The sequence below is a fragment of the Nocardia sp. NPDC127526 genome (genome assembly GCF_042672265.1).
Lineage (GTDB): Bacteria > Actinomycetota > Actinomycetes > Mycobacteriales > Mycobacteriaceae > Nocardia.
This window is the reverse complement of sequence record NZ_JBHXVO010000048.1, coordinates 20,427-37,310: the sequence shown is the minus strand read 5'-3', so window position 1 is coordinate 37,310 and position 16,884 is coordinate 20,427. Positions and strand designations below refer to the sequence as shown.

At 70.3% G+C, this 16,884-nt stretch carries 16 protein-coding genes; 14 read left to right on the top strand and 2 right to left on the bottom strand.

The window, feature by feature from the left end; all coding sequences use genetic code 11:
• Positions 1-224: 224 nt before the first annotated feature.
• Positions 225-1,043, bottom strand: coding sequence for an MBL fold metallo-hydrolase (locus ACFVIV_RS37610; protein WP_379204871.1), 819 nt, complete (start codon positions 1,041-1,043; stop codon positions 225-227).
• A 111-nt stretch (positions 1,044-1,154) separates the two neighbouring features.
• On the opposite strand from ACFVIV_RS37610, the gene ACFVIV_RS37605 reads away from it, so the two are divergent.
• The 10 genes from ACFVIV_RS37605 (at position 1,155) to ACFVIV_RS37560 (ending at position 12,009) form a co-directional block, all read left to right on the top strand.
• Positions 1,155-1,763 carry a helix-turn-helix domain-containing protein gene (locus ACFVIV_RS37605; protein ID WP_379204869.1) on the top strand — a complete coding sequence of 203 codons (609 nt, stop codon included), beginning with the start codon at positions 1,155-1,157 and terminating at the stop codon, positions 1,761-1,763.
• Between the two features lie 86 nt (positions 1,764-1,849).
• On the top strand, positions 1,850-2,587 hold the full coding sequence (gene aat / locus ACFVIV_RS37600) for a leucyl/phenylalanyl-tRNA--protein transferase (protein ID WP_379204867.1): 738 nt from the start codon (positions 1,850-1,852) through the stop codon (positions 2,585-2,587).
• 83 nt (positions 2,588-2,670) lie between these two features.
• On the top strand, positions 2,671-3,894 hold the full coding sequence (dinB, locus tag ACFVIV_RS37595; protein ID WP_379204866.1) for a DNA polymerase IV: 1,224 nt from the start codon (positions 2,671-2,673) through the stop codon (positions 3,892-3,894).
• 175 nt (positions 3,895-4,069) lie between these two features.
• Positions 4,070-4,969: an SDR family NAD(P)-dependent oxidoreductase gene (locus ACFVIV_RS37590; RefSeq protein ID WP_379204864.1), complete on the top strand. Its 900-nt coding sequence runs from the start codon at positions 4,070-4,072 to the stop codon at positions 4,967-4,969.
• A 47-nt stretch (positions 4,970-5,016) separates the two neighbouring features.
• Positions 5,017-5,913 carry an ADP-ribosylglycohydrolase family protein gene (locus ACFVIV_RS37585; protein WP_379204862.1) on the top strand — a complete coding sequence of 299 codons (897 nt, stop codon included), beginning with the start codon at positions 5,017-5,019 and terminating at the stop codon, positions 5,911-5,913.
• 56 nt (positions 5,914-5,969) lie between these two features.
• Positions 5,970-6,794 (top strand): arginase family protein, encoded by an 825-nt coding sequence (locus ACFVIV_RS37580; RefSeq protein WP_379204860.1) that lies wholly within the window; start codon positions 5,970-5,972, stop codon positions 6,792-6,794.
• A gap of 77 nt (positions 6,795-6,871) precedes the next feature.
• A complete protein-coding gene (locus ACFVIV_RS37575; protein WP_379204858.1) occupies positions 6,872-7,855 on the top strand; it encodes a CAP domain-containing protein in 984 nt (327 codons plus the stop codon).
• Between the two features lie 223 nt (positions 7,856-8,078).
• Positions 8,079-9,281: a site-specific integrase gene (locus ACFVIV_RS37570; protein WP_379204875.1), complete on the top strand. Its 1,203-nt coding sequence runs from the start codon at positions 8,079-8,081 to the stop codon at positions 9,279-9,281.
• Positions 9,282-9,551: 270 nt separating this feature from the next.
• Positions 9,552-11,000 (top strand): amidase, encoded by a 1,449-nt coding sequence (locus tag ACFVIV_RS37565; protein ID WP_379204856.1) that lies wholly within the window; start codon positions 9,552-9,554, stop codon positions 10,998-11,000.
• A 55-nt stretch (positions 11,001-11,055) separates the two neighbouring features.
• Positions 11,056-12,009, top strand: a complete 954-nt coding sequence (locus ACFVIV_RS37560; RefSeq protein WP_379204854.1) for an NAD(P)H-dependent flavin oxidoreductase — start codon at positions 11,056-11,058, stop codon at positions 12,007-12,009.
• Between the two features lie 48 nt (positions 12,010-12,057).
• On the opposite strand, the gene ACFVIV_RS37555 is transcribed toward ACFVIV_RS37560, so the two are convergent.
• Positions 12,058-12,513, bottom strand: a complete 456-nt coding sequence (locus ACFVIV_RS37555; protein WP_379204873.1) for a helix-turn-helix domain-containing protein — start codon at positions 12,511-12,513, stop codon at positions 12,058-12,060.
• A 434-nt stretch (positions 12,514-12,947) separates the two neighbouring features.
• On the opposite strand from ACFVIV_RS37555, the gene ACFVIV_RS37550 reads away from it, so the two are divergent.
• From ACFVIV_RS37550 to ACFVIV_RS37535, 4 genes are all read left to right on the top strand, one after another.
• Positions 12,948-13,358 carry a hypothetical protein gene (locus tag ACFVIV_RS37550; protein WP_379204853.1) on the top strand — a complete coding sequence of 137 codons (411 nt, stop codon included), beginning with the start codon at positions 12,948-12,950 and terminating at the stop codon, positions 13,356-13,358.
• A 27-nt stretch (positions 13,359-13,385) separates the two neighbouring features.
• Positions 13,386-13,973, top strand: a complete 588-nt coding sequence (locus ACFVIV_RS37545; protein ID WP_379204851.1) for a class I SAM-dependent methyltransferase — start codon at positions 13,386-13,388, stop codon at positions 13,971-13,973.
• A 14-nt stretch (positions 13,974-13,987) separates the two neighbouring features.
• Positions 13,988-15,313 carry a family 1 glycosylhydrolase gene (locus ACFVIV_RS37540; RefSeq protein ID WP_379204849.1) on the top strand — a complete coding sequence of 442 codons (1,326 nt, stop codon included), beginning with the start codon at positions 13,988-13,990 and terminating at the stop codon, positions 15,311-15,313.
• Positions 15,314-15,472: 159 nt separating this feature from the next.
• Positions 15,473-16,807, top strand: coding sequence for a family 1 glycosylhydrolase (locus ACFVIV_RS37535; RefSeq protein WP_379204848.1), 1,335 nt, complete (start codon positions 15,473-15,475; stop codon positions 16,805-16,807).
• Positions 16,808-16,884 lie beyond the last annotated feature (77 nt).

Below are 16,884 nucleotides of genomic sequence, written 5' to 3'. Positions count from 1 at the left end.
GCTTTTTTTCCACCCCGCTATCCTTTCCCTACGCCCGCCGGCGGGGCACGCCCTTTGTTCGGGGCCCACACATATTTGCAGTGTCTGGCGGGGGGGCGCGCGGGCGGGTGCGGCCGCCGCGACCATCGGAAGGTCAACGAAGAGAACGCCTTACGACTCCTGCGGTGCGGGCTCATGCCGATGACCGATCAGAATGTAGGGCCGCTCGGCGCCGACAGGCTCGATCAGCCGATCGGGGGTGCGAGGTATTCCAGCGCATAACCGTCGCCGGCGGGGGCCACGCGGGCGATGCCGGGTGAGTCGAGGTGGGCGCCGGCCACGAAGTGGTGTGGCCGGGTCAGTCGGTCGAGGAGGGCGGCTCGCGCGGTGCGGGCCTGGGACTGGTTGCCGTCGAGTTCCCAGGACACGGTCGGCTGCTCGAATTGGAGGGTGGGGACGTGCACGGTGTCGCCCCAGACGAGAAGGTGGCCGGCGCCGCTGCCGACGTCGTAGACGGTGTGCCCGGGTGTGTGGCCCGGCGCCGGGATCGCGGTGGTCCAGTCGTTGATCGCGACCTGCTCGGACACGGGTACGACCCGGTCGCGCAGCGGCTCGAGCCGGCCCGTGAACACCGAGGCGTCGCCCGCGCCGATCCACACGCGCTCGAGTGCGGTGAACGCCTCCGAACCGTCCGGCGCGATCAGGCCGCTCACATGGTCTTCGTGCCGGTGGGTGATGGCCACATCGGTGATCTGCGCGCGGTCGATTCCCGCTTCGTCGAGCGCGTCGTAGAGCAATCCCATGGTGGGGTCGTGCCAATTGTCGGACGCACCGGTGTCGATGAGAACCGATCGCGTGCCGTCGGTGACGAAGAAGGCGTTGACCGACAGCCGCAAGTTGTCGCCGACCAGCGGCACGACGGGCGGCAGCACGGGGAGCGGGCGCCCGGCCTCGTCGCGGAGCCGGGTCGGCGGCATGTCGATGTACCCGTCTCGCAACGAGATCACCCGCAGCTCACCGAATTCGAAGGTGGCATGGTGCCGGCCACTCGAAATCAAACGCATGGAAACCTCCATCATGTTGGCGCATGTAGCGCGTCTCCGATGGAAGACTAAATTCTTCTTTGGGAGAAATCTAGACTGTGGCGACAAGTAATCCATCGATCGAGGAGCACGGTGGTCGAGCAAGACGGAAACGTGGACGAGCCATCGCACGGTGACGACCTGGCGGGCGCGTTCGGCGCCAATGTGCGGCGGCGCCGCGAGGAAGCGGGCCTGACGCTGGAGCAGCTGTCCACCCGCTCGTCGGTCAGCCGGGCGATGCTGTCCAAGGTCGAACGCGGCGAGAAGAGCCCGACGATCGGCGTCGCGTCCAGGATCGCCCACGCGCTCGACGTGTCACTCTCGGACCTGATCGGCGGGCCGGATGCGCCGGCCTCCGGTGTGGCCGTCGTCCTGCGCAAGAGCGATCGCCCCGTGTTCCGCGACCCGGAAACCGGCTTCGAGCGGCACATGGTGTCGGCGGCCCCGGGCGCGGGCGGAGGCGAGATGATCGTCCACTACCTCCCCGCACAGGTCTCCACCGGACTGTTGCCCGCGTATCCGCCGGGGACGGAGAAACAACTCGTGGTGCTCGACGGCACCCTCACCGTGGCGATCGGCGGAATCAGCGAAACCCTGAACGCGGGCGACTCGGTGTTCTTCCAGGCCGACGCCGACCACGGCTTCGCCAACCGAACGAACGCGCCCTGCGAATACATCATGCTCATCTCGCGCAGAACCTGAAGGGGCAGCGGGGAATACGCGGTGGGCGACGGCGGGGCCGTCGTCGCGGTCCGAGGGTGTTGGCTCCGGTCGGTAAGGTCTGGTCGGTGACCGACGCTACCGACCTGATGCGGATGTTGCTCGTCGATCCCGATCAGCCTTTTCCGCCTGTCGAATTCGCGGATCCGTCCGGACTGGTGGCTCTCGGCGGGGATCTGTCGCCGGAGCGGCTGCTGGGGGCCTATTCCGCGGGCATTTTTCCCTGGTACAACCCCGGGGAGACGATTCATTGGTATTGCCCGGATCCGCGGAGCATTCTGGTGCCGACCGGTTTGCGGGTGAGCAAGTCCTGTCGCCGGTCCGTCGCCAAGGCCGACTACGGGGTCACCATGGATCGCGCGTTCGCCGAGGTGATGGCGAATTGCGCCGGACCGCGGGCGCAGGAGGCCGGGACCTGGATCGGCTCCGACATGCTGGAGGCATACCTGCGGCTGCACGACCTCGGTCATGCACACTCGGTCGAGGTGTGGCGCGATGGTGAACTCGTCGGCGGCCTCTACGGCGTCGCGTGCGGGCGCTCCTTCGCCGGCGAGTCCATGTTCTCGCGCGCCCGCGACACCTCCAAGGTCGCGCTGTATTGGCTCTGCGCCCAACTGGCCGCCTGGGACTTCGCCCTGATCGACTGTCAGGTCGCCTCCGGCCATCTCACCTCCCTCGGCGCCATCGACCTCCCCCGCGCCGACTACCTGGACCTGCACACCCGGGCCGCCGCCCGCCCCGGCCGCCCCGGCCCCTGGCAGTTCGACATCGCGGTCCCCGGCTCCCCCGACCATCTGCCCGCGTGAACGATCACCTCGTGGTTCGCCGTCCTTGAACTCGGGGATCCTGCCGGGACGCTTGATCACCAGCGGGGCACCTATGCGAACATATGTTCGTGTCCGGTTTCGAAAGCAGTGGTCGCCGCCCCGTGCGGGCGTCGATTCTGCATGCGGATCTGGACTCGTTCTATGCCTCGGTCGAGCAGCGCGACAATCCGCGGCTGCGGGGGCGGCCGGTGATCGTGGGCGGCGGGGTGGTGCTGGCGGCCAGTTATGAGGCGAAGGCGTTCGGGGTGCGGACGCCGATGAATGCGGGGCAGGCGCTGCGGCTGTGCCCGCACGCGATCGTGGTGCCGCCGCGGATGGGTGCGTATTCGCAGGCCAGCAAGGCGGTGTTCGAGATCTTCCGGGATACCACGCCGGAGGTGGAGGGGATCTCGATCGACGAGGCCTTCCTGGATGTGGGCGGGTTGTGGCGGATCGCGGGCGCGCCGGTCGATATCGCGCGCGGGCTGCGGGACCGGGTGCGAGCCGAGGTGGGGTTGCCGATCTCGGTCGGGGTGGCGCGGACCAAATTTCTGGCCAAGGTGGCCAGTGCGGTGTCCAAACCCGATGGGCTGCTGGAGGTTCCGCCCGATCGGGAGCTGGCGTTCCTGCATCCGCTGCCGGTGGAGCGGCTGTGGGGCGTCGGCGAGGTGACCGCGCGGGAGTTGCGCGAACGCGGGATCACCACGGTCGGGCAGCTGGCGGAGATGGGTGAGGGGCCCTTGGCGGCGGCGCTGGGCGCCGCGTCCGGGCGGCATCTGCACGCCCTGTCGTGGGCGCGCGATCCGCGGCGCGTCGACACCGGACGGCGTCGGCGATCCATCGGCGCGCAACGCGCCCTCGGCCGCCGCGCCCGCACCGACGACGAGCTCGAGGCCTACCTGCACGGGCTGGCCGATCGGCTCGGCCGCCGGCTGCGTGCGGCCAACCGGGTCTGCCGAACCGTGGTGCTGCGCATGCGATTCGATGATTTCGGCCGCGCCACCCGCTCGCACACGCTGCCCGGGGCGACCAATAGCGGCACGGCCATTCTGCACGCCGCGCGCACGCTGCTGGGTGCGGCCATGCCTATGATTCACGATCGCGGACTGACCCTCATCGGCCTGTCGCTGACCAATCTCGAGGACGCCGACACCATGCAGCTCACCCTGCCGCTGGAACCGCGCGCCGATTCGACCCTCGATTCGACCCTGGATGCGCTGCACACCCGGTTCGGCGCGGGCGCGGTCACTCGCGCGGCACTGTTGCGTCGCGGTGAGGGCATGTCGGTGCCGATGCTCCCGGACTAGGCCCCGATCGCCCGGTTCGGCGCACCCGCACGAACGTCCGCGGCCACGGCTGTCACCGGGAATCCGAAACTCCTGCCGATGCGTCCAGACGTGCGCCGCACCCTCGCGGTGTCGCGTGACGGCGCGCGATACTCGGAAGCGTCAGCCGATCGTTCGCATTCGAAGGGGAACAATCGTGACGACCATCGTGATGACCGGTGGCACTTCCGGTTTCGGCGCCCTCGCCGTCCAGCACCTCACCCGGCCCGCGGGCACCCGGCTTCTGCTCGGGGCCCGATCCCCCGGCCCCGAGACCTTCCCGCTCGACCTCACGCGCCTGGACTCGGTGCGCGCCTTCGCCGCCGAGGTGCGCTCACAACTCGGCGATTCCCGCATCGACGTCCTGCTGTTGAATGCCGGCGGCATCCGGCCCGACGACACCGGCCGCACCCCCGACGGCTATGAGACGACCTTCGCCGTCAACCACCTCGCCCACTATCTCCTGCTCCGCCTGCTGCTGCCCGCCATCGCCGACAAGGCGCGAATCATCTTGACCACCAGCGGAACCCACGACCCGGCCACCGGCGCGAGCTTGGCGCCGCCGCGCCACGCCGACGCCGACCTGCTCGCCCACCCCGACCGCGATCCCCACCGCCATCCCAACGCCGTCAAGGCGGGCCAGCACGCCTACACCGCCGCCAAACTCTGCACGGTCCTCACCGTCCGCGCCCTGCAGGCCGATCCCGACCTCGAAGCCCGTCACCTCACCGCCATCGCCTACGACCCCGGCCAGGTCTTCGGCACCGGCCTGGCCCGAGATCTGGCCCTGCCCTTGCAGCTTGCGTGGCGTTTGTTCGGCGGCCCGCTGGGTGCGCCCATCCGCCGCGTCAGCCCCGTCCTCAACACCCGCGCCGCGGCCGCCGCCGCATTGACCGACCTCGCCCTCGGCACCGCCACACCGCCACCGGGCCACACCTACGCGGCGCTACGACACGGCGAACTCACCTGGATCGATCCCTCCGCACTGGCCCGCAATGACGAACTGGCGCAGGCGCTGTGGACCGACAGCGCCCGCCTCGTCGGCCTCACCGCCTGAATATCACCTGGCCGCCGCGTCCTCGGGCTGGCTAGGATCGGCGGCGTATGCACAAAGATTTGATGCTCGATTCGCTCGACGGGCTGTCGGTAGGCGACGCGTTGGGCGCACAGTTCTTCATGGTCGGCCGATCGATCCCGGACCTGCTCGCAGGCAAACCCCCAGCGGGACCGTGGGAATGGACCGACGACACCGAAATGGCCTGCAATCTGGTCGCCGACCTCCGCGACCACCACACCATCGATCAGCACCGGCTCGCGGCCACCTTCGCCGACCGCTGCGAACCGTATCGCGGCTACGGCGCGGGCGCCGTGGTCACCCTGCACCGCATCCGCGACGGCGTTCCCTGGCGCGAGGCGGCGGGCGCGGCTTTCGGCGGCCAGGGATCCTGCGGGAATGGCGCGGCCATGCGGGTGGCGCCGCTGGGCTCCTATCACGCCGGCGACCTCGATCGCGCGGCCGCCGAGGCGGTGCGCTCGGCCGAAGTGACCCATCTGCACCCCGAGGGCATTGCCGGCGCGGTCGCGGTCGCCCTCGCCGCCGCCCAGGCCGGCGCGGCACGACGCGCCGGAACTCGGCCCACCCCGAGGGAATTCATCACGGCAGTCCTCGATCGCCTCGACGACGGCTACACCCGTAGGCTGGTGCGGCGCGCCCGGACGCTGCTGGGCACGTCCGCCGAGCAGGCGGCCTACGAACTCGGCAACGGGTCGCGGGTCACCGCGCAGGACACGGTTCCGTTCACGCTCTGGGTCGCCGCCACCCATCTGCACGACTACCCCACCGCCATCACGACCTGTATTGCCGCGGGCGGGGATGTCGACACCACCGGGGCGATCGTCGGCGGGATCGTCGCGGCCTTCACCGGCAGCACCGATCGCCCGGGCGTGACCGGGATTCCGGCGGCATGGCTGGCGGCGCGAGAACCGTTGCCCGGCTGGTAGTCCCGCGGCGGCGGAAAGCGGTGGATCGCCGGGCGCATCGGGGGCAGACTCGGGAAATGATCGATCCCAGTCATGTTCTCGTCGTCCCGCAATGGCAAGGGTCCGGATCCGCGCAGGCGCGGCTGGTGGCGGGCGGGGCGCGGGTGCTCGCGGGGCTGTTTCCCGGAGCGCCCCGGACCGTCGCCGACATCGGTTCGGAGGGTGGGGATGTCGCGGAGGGGGTGCGGCATTTCGAGGTCCTGACCCGGGCGCGGGACACGGTGGCCGCGCTCGTCGCAGGGTGGGGCGTCGACGGGGTGGTCACCGTCTGCGGGGACTGCGCGGTGGAGTTGGGGCCGATCGCGCAGGCGGTGGCGCGTCACGGGGACGACGTCGCGGTGGTGTGGTTCGACGCCCACCCGGATCTGAATACGCCGGAGTCGTCGCCGTCGGGGGCGTTTCACGGGATGGTGTTGCGGACGCTGCTCGGCGAGGGGCCCGACGCGCTGACGCCGCCGCCGGGGCAGCGGCTGGATCCGGGCAGGCTCGTGCTGGCGGGGGTGCGCTCGTGTGATGCGCCGGAGCGGGAGTTCATCGAGGACAACAAGATTCGCTGGTTCCCGGTGGCGCGGCTGCGGGATCCAACGGCGCTGGTCGAGGCGGTGGCGGCCATGGGCGTGCACAGTGTGTACGTCCACATCGATGTCGACGTGCTCGATCCGAGCCACGTCGACGGGCTGTTGTACCCGGAGCCGGGCGGGACGCATCCGGAGCAGGTGCGCGCCGTACTCGAGGCGCTCACCGCGCGGTTCACCCTCGCGGGGCTCGGGATCACCGAGTATTCGCCGGCGCCGGGGACCACGGTCGCCGATGCCGCGTTGCGTGGCTTGTTCGCTCGTTAGTTTGCGGCGAGAAACCGGTTAGCGGCGTCTCGCATTCTTTGTGCGCACCCCCAGCAACCAGCACAAGGAATCCACACGTGAAGCTCAAGTCCACCGCCCTCGCGATCACTTTCGCCGCGGGCGCCGCCCTGTTCGCGCTGCCGACCGCGTCGGCGGCGCCGCTCACCAATTGCGATGTCGAGGCGGCGTCGCTCGCACTCAGCGATGAGGAACGCGGCGTCCTCGACACCATCAATGTGCTGCGCGCCGAGAACGGCGTGGGCGCGGTCACCCATGCGGAGACCCTGGCCCGGCCGGCCGAATGGGCCAGCACCGACAGCGCTCAGCGCGGCGCCTCACCCGCCGACCATGTCGACACCCTGGGCCGCGATATCGCCACCCGCTTCGCGCAGTGCGGTGTGCCCGCCTCGTCCAAGATCGCCGAAATCAACTTCTACGGCATCGGTGTCGAGGCCGCCGACGCCATCGACTTCTGGTGGAACTCCGCCGGGCACAAGGCGATCATGCTCGACGGGCAGCTGACTCGGGTCGGCGTCGCGGTCATCTACGAGGGCGATCTGCGGCACTGGACGGTGACCTTCGCCCAGGGCGGCGACGCCGCACCGCAGCAGGAGACCACCGTCTACCGCAACAACCTCACCGGCGCCGAGCATCAGGCCGAATTCGACTCGCTGCTGGGCCAGGGCTACCGCCTGGTCGATATCACCGCCACCGACGGTCCCGACCCGCGCTACACCAGCACCTGGACGCTCAACGACGGCCGGGCGTGGGCGGCGCGCCACGGCGTGGATTCCAAGACCTATCAGGCCGAATTCGATTCGCTGCTGGCGCAGGGCTATCGCCTGACCCAGGTGCGCGGCTACGAGGTCGACGGGGCGTCGCGGTTCGTCGGCATCTGGGAGAAGAACGACGGGCGGGCGTGGGAGGCGCGCCACGACATCACCGAGGACGCCTTCTTCGCCACCTCGAACCAGATGACCGCCAACGGCTATCGCCTCGTGCACGCGCACTACTACCAGATCGGCAACGAGCAGCGCGTCGCCGCCATCTGGAACAAGTAACCGGCAAGTATTCCCGCACCGCCGATGCCGCGGCCCGCACACCCGGGCCGTGGCATCGCCGCGTCGAAGTCCGGCGTCGGTTCCGTATGTCGGCGAGGCGGTTCGGACGCAGGCGAATACGATCGGTCGGGTATGCCGAGCGTGTATCGGAGCCGACCGCACCCGTGAAGAGGCCGACCGCACCCGTGAAGAGAACGACGTGACCGACGAGCAGGTAGTGATAGTGCAGGCGCGGTCCGCCGCTGTGGCACTGCCGGATTCGGTGCAGACCGAACTGCGGCGCGGGGTGCGCAGCGTCCTGGTGGACGCGGCGGCACTGCGGCTGGTGCGGGAGCGATTCGACGCCGACCAGGCCGGGGCGCTGCACCGGTATCTGGAGGCCTCACAGTCGCCGAATACGGTGCGCGCCTACCGAACCGACTGGGTGGCGTGGTCGGCCTGGTGCGCCGCCGAAGCCCGGCAGGCCCTGCCCGCGGATCCTCTCGACGTGGCGGTGTACCTGGCCGCGGCCGCCGACGCCCGCCGCGCGGGCGGCGAATGGGCGTACAGCGCAGCCACTCTCGAACGCAAGGCCGCCGCCATCGCGGCGGTGCACGCCGCCAACGGCCTGGCTTCCCCCACCCGCGCGGACGTGGTGCGCTTGACCCTGCGCGGTATTCGCCGCACGCGGCGCACCCGGCCCCGGCGCAAACGCCCCGTGCTGCTGCACACCCTCGACCAGCTCTTGGCCGAGTTGCCCGCCCCCGAATGGCCCACCGAACCCGCCCGCCGCCGCGACACCCTGCTGCTGCTGGTGGGTTTCGCGGGCGCGTTGCGCCGCAGCGAGATCGCGGGCCTGCGCCTGGGCGATATCCGCGTCGACACCGACCACGCCAGCGGCGAACCCCTGCTGCTGATCCAGCTGCCCACCACCAAAACCGACCCCACCGGCGTCACCGAACAACGCGTCGCCCTCCCGCGCGGCCGGCGCCCCCGCACCTGCCCCGTCTGCGCCTTCGCCGACTGGACCCGCCTGCGCGAAGCCCAGCACACCGCCGGCCGCACCCTGCGCGCCTGGCTGGCCGACAACCCGCCCGCCGACTCCCGCATCCACCGCTGCCACGGCTTCACCGGCACCACCCTGACCGATCCGGAACTGCCCGTGTTCCCCACCATCTCCCGCCACGGCGCCATCGCCGCCACCCCCATGTCCGGCCGCGCCGTCGCCGAACTGATCAAACGATACGCCGCCCGCGCCGGCCTGGACCCCGCCCTGTTCTCCGGCCACTCCCTGCGCGCCGGCTTCGCCACCCAGGCCGCCCTCGGCGGCGCCAGCGACCGCGAAATCATGCGCCAGGGCCGCTGGTCCAATCCGCGCACCGTGCACGGTTACATCCGCACCGCAAACCCCTTGGAAGACAACGCCGTCACCAAACTCGGCTTGTAGCGGCGAAACCAGGCCGAATTGCATCGAATGCAACACCGCACTGCCCGCCGGGGTGCGGACGGGGAACACGGCCGCCCTTGTGAGAACTGTCCCGTTGTGCGAAAAGGCATTTCCTGGCCTGCACCGATCGAGCCGACCGTGTCGACTTCGTGACCTGGGGATTCGGCGGAACGAATGCGTCGATTCGAACCGCAGGCCGCCCGTTCGACTGTGCTGATTGCGCGGATCAACATTTTATGTCCACCGCGGCGGGCCAATACCGTCGAATTCATGGAGTGGAGTTTTCGTTCGGCCGAAGAGCTTTCAGCTGCGATGCGTGCCGGTGAGGTGACCTCGGCGGAGCTGACCGACGAGGCGATCGCCCGTATCGAGCGCGACGACAAGGCGATCAACGCGATCTGTGTGCGCACCTTCGACAGTGCGCGCGCCGCCGCCCACCGGGCCGATCAGGCGCGCGCCCGCGGCGAGGACCGGCCGCTGCTCGGCATTCCGGTGACGGTCAAGGAGTCCTACGACATGGCCGGGCTGCCCACGACCTGGGGCATGCCCCAGCACGCGAACCACGTCCCGGCCGCGGACGCGGTCCAGGTGTCGCGGCTGCGGGCCGCCGGCGCGGTGATCCTCGGCAAGACCAACGTGCCGGCGACGCTGCGCGATATCCAGACCTTCAACGACATCTACGGCACCACCAACAATCCGTGGGATCACGACCGCACCTCGGGCGGGTCGTCCGGCGGTTCGGCGGCGGCCCTGGCGTCCGGATTCGGCGCGCTGTCCCTCGGCTCCGACCTCGCCGGTTCGCTGCGCACCCCCGCGCATTTCTGCGGCATCTACGCGCACAAGCCGAGCCTCGGGCTGGCGCCGGCCCGCGGCATGGTCGCGCCGACCGCGCCGGCCCTGCCGGTCGACCTCGACCTCGCCGTGGTCGGCCCGATGGCGCGCACCGCCCGCGACCTCACCCTGCTGCTCGACGTCATGGCCGGACCGGACCCGCTGACCCACGGTATCGCCTACGACCTCGCACTGCCGCCCGCGCGCCACGAGCGGCCGGCCGACTTCCGCGTCCTGGTCCTCGAGGACCATCCGCTCATTCCGACCGGATCGGCGGTGCGGGCGGCGGTGCACCGGGTCGCCGCGGCGCTCGCCGAGGAGGGTGCCCGCGTCCAATGGCACAGTCCGCTGCTGCCCGATCCGGCCGAAGCGGCGACGCTCTACATGCAGCTGATGCTGTCGAACGCGGCCGCGAGTCTGCCCGCCGAGGTGTACGAACAGCTGCGAACCCGGGCCGCCGCCCTGAGCGGGGACGACCGGAGCCTGGATGCGGCGCGGCTGCGCGGCACGGTGCTCAGCCACCGCGACTGGGTCGCGGCGAACAACCGCCGCGAACTGCACCGCCACGGCTGGCGGCAGCTCTTCGCCGAGTTCGATGCCGTGGTGTGCCCCATCACGCCCACTCCCGCCTTCCCGCACAACCACACTGGCGGCCTGGAGGACCGGCGCATCGACATCGACGGGGTCGAGTACCCGTATTTCGACCAGCTCGTCTGGGCCGGCATGGCCACCATGCCCGGCCTGCCCGCCACCGCCGTCCCGGCGGGCCGCTCCCCCGCGGGCCTGCCGGTGGGAGTGCAGCTCATCGGCCCGATGTTCGAGGACCGCACCCCGCTGCGGCTGGCCGAACTGCTCGAGCAGAAGATCGGCGGCTTCCAGGCGCCATAGAGCGAGCATTCCAATACCGTCACCGCACCGGTCGCCGGGCTGCCATGATGAATCGATGGTTCTGACAACACCATTCACGCGATTGTTCGGAATCGAGCATCCGATCGTCTCGGCCCCCATGGGCGGTATCGCCGGCGGCGTGCTCGCGGCGGGGGTGTCCAATGGCGGGGCGCTCGGGATGATCGGGGGCGGACGCGAGCAGATCGCCTGGCTCGAACGGGAGTGGAAGCTGGCGCGGGAGAACACCGCTCGCCCCTTCGGCATCGGGTTTCAGACCTGGGCGGTGGAACCGGCCACCGTGGCCTGGGCGGTCGAACGGGCGCCCGCGGCGATCATGCTGTCCTTCGGCGATCCGACGCCCTTCGCGACAATGGTTCGCGCCGCGGGGATCCCGCTGCTGATCCAGGTCACCGGCCTCGACGCCGCGCGGCGGGCCCTGGATGTGGGCGCCTCGGTGCTCATCGTGCAGGGCAGCGAGGCGGGCGGGCACGGCGAAGGGTCACGCGGCACCCTGCCGCTGGTGCCCGCCGTCGCCGACCTGGCCGGGGACACGCCGGTGCTGGCGGCGGGCGGGATCAGCGACGGGCGCGGGCTGGCGGCCGCCCTGGTGCTGGGCGCGTCGGGTGCGTTGCTGGGCACCAGATTTCAAGCGACGCCGGAGGCGCTGATCACCGTCGAGGGGGCCAAGGCGCTGCTCGATGCGAGCGGCGACGACACCGAACGCAATCGCATCCTCGATATCGCCCGCGGCGCCGGGTGGCCCGCGGAGTATCCCGCGCGGACGCTGCGCAATGCGTTCCTCGATCGCTGGCGCGGCCGCGAACCCGAACTGCTGGCCGATCTCGCTGCGGCACAACAGGAATACCGCGACGATCCGCATGCCGCGCCGATCTGGGCGGGCGAAGGCGTCGGCCTGGTGACCGCGCTGGAGTCGGCCGCCGATCTGGTGGTCCGGCTGGTCGCCGAGGCGGAACAAGCCATCGGGCGGGTGAGCTCGCCACCCGCGTGAGCCTTCCGGCAGCCGAGGTCGGCTGATGGTGCACGCCAGGGTGATTCACTACTCGGAGCCGTCGGGCGGGATCTTGGGCAGGCCCTCGCTCAGGCGCAGTCGCTCGGCCATGCTGGTGAGCAGGTTCTGCGATTCCTCGCTCAGGTCGAAGGCGCGCGCGGACAGCCGGCGCACGCCGGCGCCGTGCAGCCGGGTGAGCAGGCGCAGATCGTTGTCGACCCGGGCGGTGTAGCGGTCGCTGAAGAAGTAGTCGGGGCGCACGCGGAAGAACCTCGCCAGAGCGGCGACGGTCTGGTCGGAGGGGTTGGTGCGCTGACCCGAACGCAACTGGCTCAGGTAGGGCTTGGAGATGGGATAGCCCGAGGCGGTCAGCGCGGCCGCGACCTCGGCGGTGGTGTGCGGTCGGCGCTCGGCCGGCGCGCCGGCATCGAAGAGCTTGTTGAGCCGGGTCGCGAAATCGGTGTGATTCCAGGCGGTGTCGGCGCCGGCGACGCGATCGCCCAGGCTCTCGGCGCACTGGGGCGGGATGCGATCACGCGGCGGGGCCAGGCCGGGATCGGCCGGCGCCGACCAGCCGAACAGGTTCACCACCCGGTCGGCCGGGTCCTGTCCCGGTGCGTCGCCGCACGGATCGTCGTCGTGGCTCATCACCGCTCCTGTTCGTCGAGCCGGGTAAGTGCACGCAGTGGCCGAGCTGATCGGTCGCCGTCGGCATATCGCCGGCGACCCGGATTTGCTACAGATCCCCCCGGATTTCCGGTCGCGCCGGACGTATCCGGCGAAAGCGTAAACGCAGCTGCCGGGAAAACAGCAATCCAGGCGGGTCCCGCACCGTCGGCGCGCCGGGCGCCGCGCCGGGCGGGTCAGCAAACGTCCAGCCAGTTGATCTTGTAAATCATTCCTTGACAACGAGATTCGCGTAAAGGCATCGTTTACATATGGCCGATTCCCCCCGTCGAGACCCCGCCGACGAGCGCGCGGTACTCGCGAAACTGTTGTCCACCAATGCCGAATTCCTGGCCGAGGTGCTGCACCCGGCCGCCGGGACACCGGCGCCCTCGGTGATGGCCGCCCTGCGGGCGGCGCGCAGCCTCGACAATGTCGTCGACGATGTGCTGCGCTCGCTGGTGGCGCAGGCGCGCGAGGAGGGTCGCACCTGGGCCGAGATCGGGGAGGTGTTCGGCACCTCGCGCCAGGCCGCGTTCCAGCGCTTCGGCGGGGGCGGAATACCGCCGGTCCCACCGATTCCGCCCATTCCGCCCATGCCAGAGATGCCGCCGATGCCGGAAATGCCCAAGATGCCGAAGATGCCCGGCTGGCCGCCCGCCGGGCCGTGGCATCGCGACTGATCCGCACTCCCGGACGAGAGACCGGCCATGACGACCGCGACCGGCGAACCCCACGCCACCTGTGACGGGCGGCCCGAACCGCTGCCGCCGCAGTGCCGGCGCATCCACCGCCGGCTGCTCACCGCGGCGCGCTGCCGGTTCGCCGAGGATTGCCTCGCCGAGGCGGTGTCCGCGGGAATGCGGCAGGCGGTGCTGATCGGGACGGGGCTGGACACCTTCGCCGCGCACAATCCGTATCCGGATCTGCGGGTGTGGCAGGTGACCCGCGCCGAATTCGACACCGTCTGCGCGGCACTGGGTTTCGACGGCGCGAGCCCGGCGTTCGTTGTCGAGCTGGGCGCGCGGCGCGAGTGCGCCGCGGCGCTGGGCAGCCTGCACCGGGCCGCGGCGCTGGCCGCCGGCTCGCAGATCGTGTTCGACTATCCGGCCGAGGGCGCGGGCGTGCTCGCCGGGGTGCTGCGCGACACGGGTTTCGAGGTGCTGGAGGATCTCGGGGCCGCGGCGCTAGCCTCGCGCTATCTCGATCTCGAGGTCGACTCCGCGCATTCGGCCGAACCACGTGTCGTGAGGGCGCGGGTCCGCCATAATGCTGGACGGCCGCCCAGTTCGCTTTGAGCCGGAGGAGTCCCATGCGCTCGCACACCCGCCGCCACTCGCTGGCCGCCCTCGCCGCCGCCGCACTGGCCGTGTTCGCCTGCGCCGCACCGGCGGCCGCGGCGCCCGCGCCGGCGAGCCTGCCCGCCGTCGGCGCCGGGTTCCACTGGGGCGTGGCGGCTTCGGGGTTCCAGTCCGAAGGCCATGCGCCCGACAGCAATTGGACCCGCTACATCGCCTCGCACCCCGACTACGACCCCTACGAGAACAGCGTCGACTTCTACACCCGCTACGCCTCCGATATCGCGCTGGCCGAGAACCTCGGCGTCGGCGTCTACCGCATCGGCATCGAATGGGCGCGGGTGCAACCGCGGCCGGGGGTGTGGGACGAGAACGGATTCGCCTTCTACGACAAGGTCGTCGACGCCATTCGCGCGGCCGGGATGCGGCCCATGCTGACCCTGGATCACTGGGTGTATCCGGGGTGGGCGGCCGAGCGCGGCGGCTGGGCGAATCCGGACATGGTCGGCGACTGGCTGGCCAATATGCGCCGGGTGGTGGATCGCTACGCGCCCGCCGATCCGCTGTGGGTGAGCATCAACGAACCGGCCGCCTACATGATGAACGAGGTCCGCAACGGCGGGCTGGCGGTCAGTGAGCTGCCGACCATGCAGGATCGACTCGCGCTGGCGCACAACAGCATCTACGACTACATCCACGCCGTGCAGCCCGGCGCCATGGTGACCAGCAATGTCGCCTACATTCCCGCCGCCGACAATGCCGTCAACGGGCCGATGCTGGACAAGATCGCGGCGAAGCTCGACTACATCGGCATCGACTACTACTACGGCATGTCGCCGGACACCGTGGCGCAGTACACCGCGTTCGCGCAGTCGGCGCTGTGGCAGCTGCCGTTGCAGGCCGATGGCATCTATTACACGCTGCGCCACTTCGCCCAGCGGTTCCCGGGCAAGCCGCTCTACATCGTGGAGAACGGCATGCCCACCGAGAACGGCGCGCCGCGCGCGGACGGCTACACCCGCGCCGACGATCTGCGCGACACCGTCTATTGGATCCAGCGCGCTCGCGCCGACGGTATGAACGTGATGGGCTACAACTACTGGAGTCTGACCGACAACTACGAATGGGGTTCCTATACACCGCGTTTCGGCCTCTACACCGTCGACGTGCTGAACGATCCGTCGCTCACCCGCCGCCCCACCGACGCGGTGGCCGCCTACGCGGCCATCACCCGCGACGGCGGCGTGCCCGGCGACTATCTACCCACGCGCGCACCGGCGAGCTGCTCGCTGGTGGACGCCCTGGCCAGCTGCACCGATCCGGTGACCCTGCCGCGCTGAGCAGGCCGCGCACACCGCCCGCGCGGCCACGGGTGCGCCGGCGGGCACGTCCGGCCGGTCGCCGGCGCGACACGCCTCGTCCTGCACGGGAATCCAGCTAATCGGCAGTTACGCTCCGATCGGGACATTGTCGACCCAGCGTCCCGAGAAGGAGTCCCGATGCGCACACGGCTGTCCCGCCTCGTCGCGGCCGCGCTCGCCGCGACCTCGACGCTGCTGCCGGTCGCCGGTATCGGCGCGGCCACCCCACCGGCCGCCTCCGCCACCACACCCGGCGTGCTGGGCCCGGACTTCCTGTGGGGCGTGGCCGCCTCGGGCTTCCAATCCGAAGGGCATTCCGCCGACAGCAACTGGCTGCGCTACATCGAGGCCAATCCGGACTGGGACCGCTACGCCCAGGCCATCGACTTCCGCTCCCGCTACCCCAATGACATCGCCCTGGCCGCCGGACTGGGGGTGAAGGTGTTCCGCGTCGGCCTGGAATGGGCGCGGCTGCAACCCACCCCGGACCGCTGGGACGAGGCGGGCTTCGCGTTCTACGACGATCTCATCGCCACCATCGTGCAAGCCGGCATGCGGCCCATGCTCACCCTCGATCACTGGGTGTATCCGGGCTGGGCGGCCGCGCGCGGCGGCTGGCGCAATCCGGGCATCGTGGAGGACTGGCTGGCCAATATGCGCATGGTGGTGGACCGCTACGCGGGGCTGAATCCGTTGTGGGTCACCGTGAACGAGCCGGTCGCCTACATCATGCACGAGGTGCGGCAGAACGATCAGAATCCCGAGGAGATGCTCGACCGCGTCGCCGCGGTGCACAACGGGGCCTACGACTACATCCATCAGGTGCAGCCCGGCGCGCAGGTCACCAGCAATGTCGGCTATGTCGCGGGCGCGGAGACGCGGGTCAACGGACCGCTGATCGAGCGCATCGGCGCCAAACTCGATTTCATCGGCGTGGACTACTACTTCGGCCTGCAATCCGATGACGCCGAGACCGTCGCCCAGGCCGACGGCTCGGTGCCCCCGCCGGTGGGCATGTGGGATCTGCCGGTGCGGCCGGAGGGCATCTACTATGCGCTGCAACACTATTCGCGCCAGTTCCCGGACAAGCCGCTGTGGATCGTGGAGAACGGCATGCCCACCGAGGACGGCAAGCCCCGCGCCGACGGCTACACCCGCTCCGATCATCTGCGCGACACCGTCTACTGGATCCAGCGCGCCAAGGCCGACGGCATGAACATCATCGGCTACAACTACTGGAGTCTCACCGACAACTACGAATGGGGTTCCTACACACCGCGTTTCGGCCTCTACACCGTCGACGTGCTGTCCGACCCCACTCTCGCCCGCCGCCCCACCGAGGCCGTGGACACCTACCGCCAGATCGTCACCGCCAACGGGCTACCCGCCTCCTACCGGCCGGTGCGCGGCCCCTCCGAGTGCCATCTGGTCGATCCGCCCGCCAGCTGCGACTCCCCCGTCACCGTGGACTGACAGCGCACCCCGCTAAGCGCATGGGCAGATGTCCTGCCGGTAGGCGCGTGGGCAGAGGTACACGAACCGCGCCGCCG

Excerpts from the sequence above, each read along its gene's own strand:
- ACFVIV_RS37610 (WP_379204871.1), bottom strand. The coding sequence starts at position 1,043 with ATGCGTTTGATTTCGAGTGGCCGGCACCATGCCACCTTCGAATTCGGT.
- dinB (WP_379204866.1), top strand. The coding sequence starts at position 2,671 with ATGTTCGTGTCCGGTTTCGAAAGCAGTGGTCGCCGCCCCGTGCGGGCG.
- ACFVIV_RS37585 (WP_379204862.1), top strand. The coding sequence starts at position 5,017 with ATGCACAAAGATTTGATGCTCGATTCGCTCGACGGGCTGTCGGTAGGC.
- ACFVIV_RS37580 (WP_379204860.1), top strand. The coding sequence starts at position 5,970 with ATGATCGATCCCAGTCATGTTCTCGTCGTCCCGCAATGGCAAGGGTCC.
- ACFVIV_RS37565 (WP_379204856.1), top strand. The coding sequence starts at position 9,552 with ATGGAGTGGAGTTTTCGTTCGGCCGAAGAGCTTTCAGCTGCGATGCGT.
- ACFVIV_RS37560 (WP_379204854.1), top strand. The coding sequence starts at position 11,056 with ATGGTTCTGACAACACCATTCACGCGATTGTTCGGAATCGAGCATCCG.
- ACFVIV_RS37550 (WP_379204853.1), top strand. The coding sequence starts at position 12,948 with ATGGCCGATTCCCCCCGTCGAGACCCCGCCGACGAGCGCGCGGTACTC.
- ACFVIV_RS37545 (WP_379204851.1), top strand. The coding sequence starts at position 13,386 with ATGACGACCGCGACCGGCGAACCCCACGCCACCTGTGACGGGCGGCCC.
- ACFVIV_RS37540 (WP_379204849.1), top strand. The coding sequence starts at position 13,988 with ATGCGCTCGCACACCCGCCGCCACTCGCTGGCCGCCCTCGCCGCCGCC.
- ACFVIV_RS37535 (WP_379204848.1), top strand. The coding sequence starts at position 15,473 with ATGCGCACACGGCTGTCCCGCCTCGTCGCGGCCGCGCTCGCCGCGACC.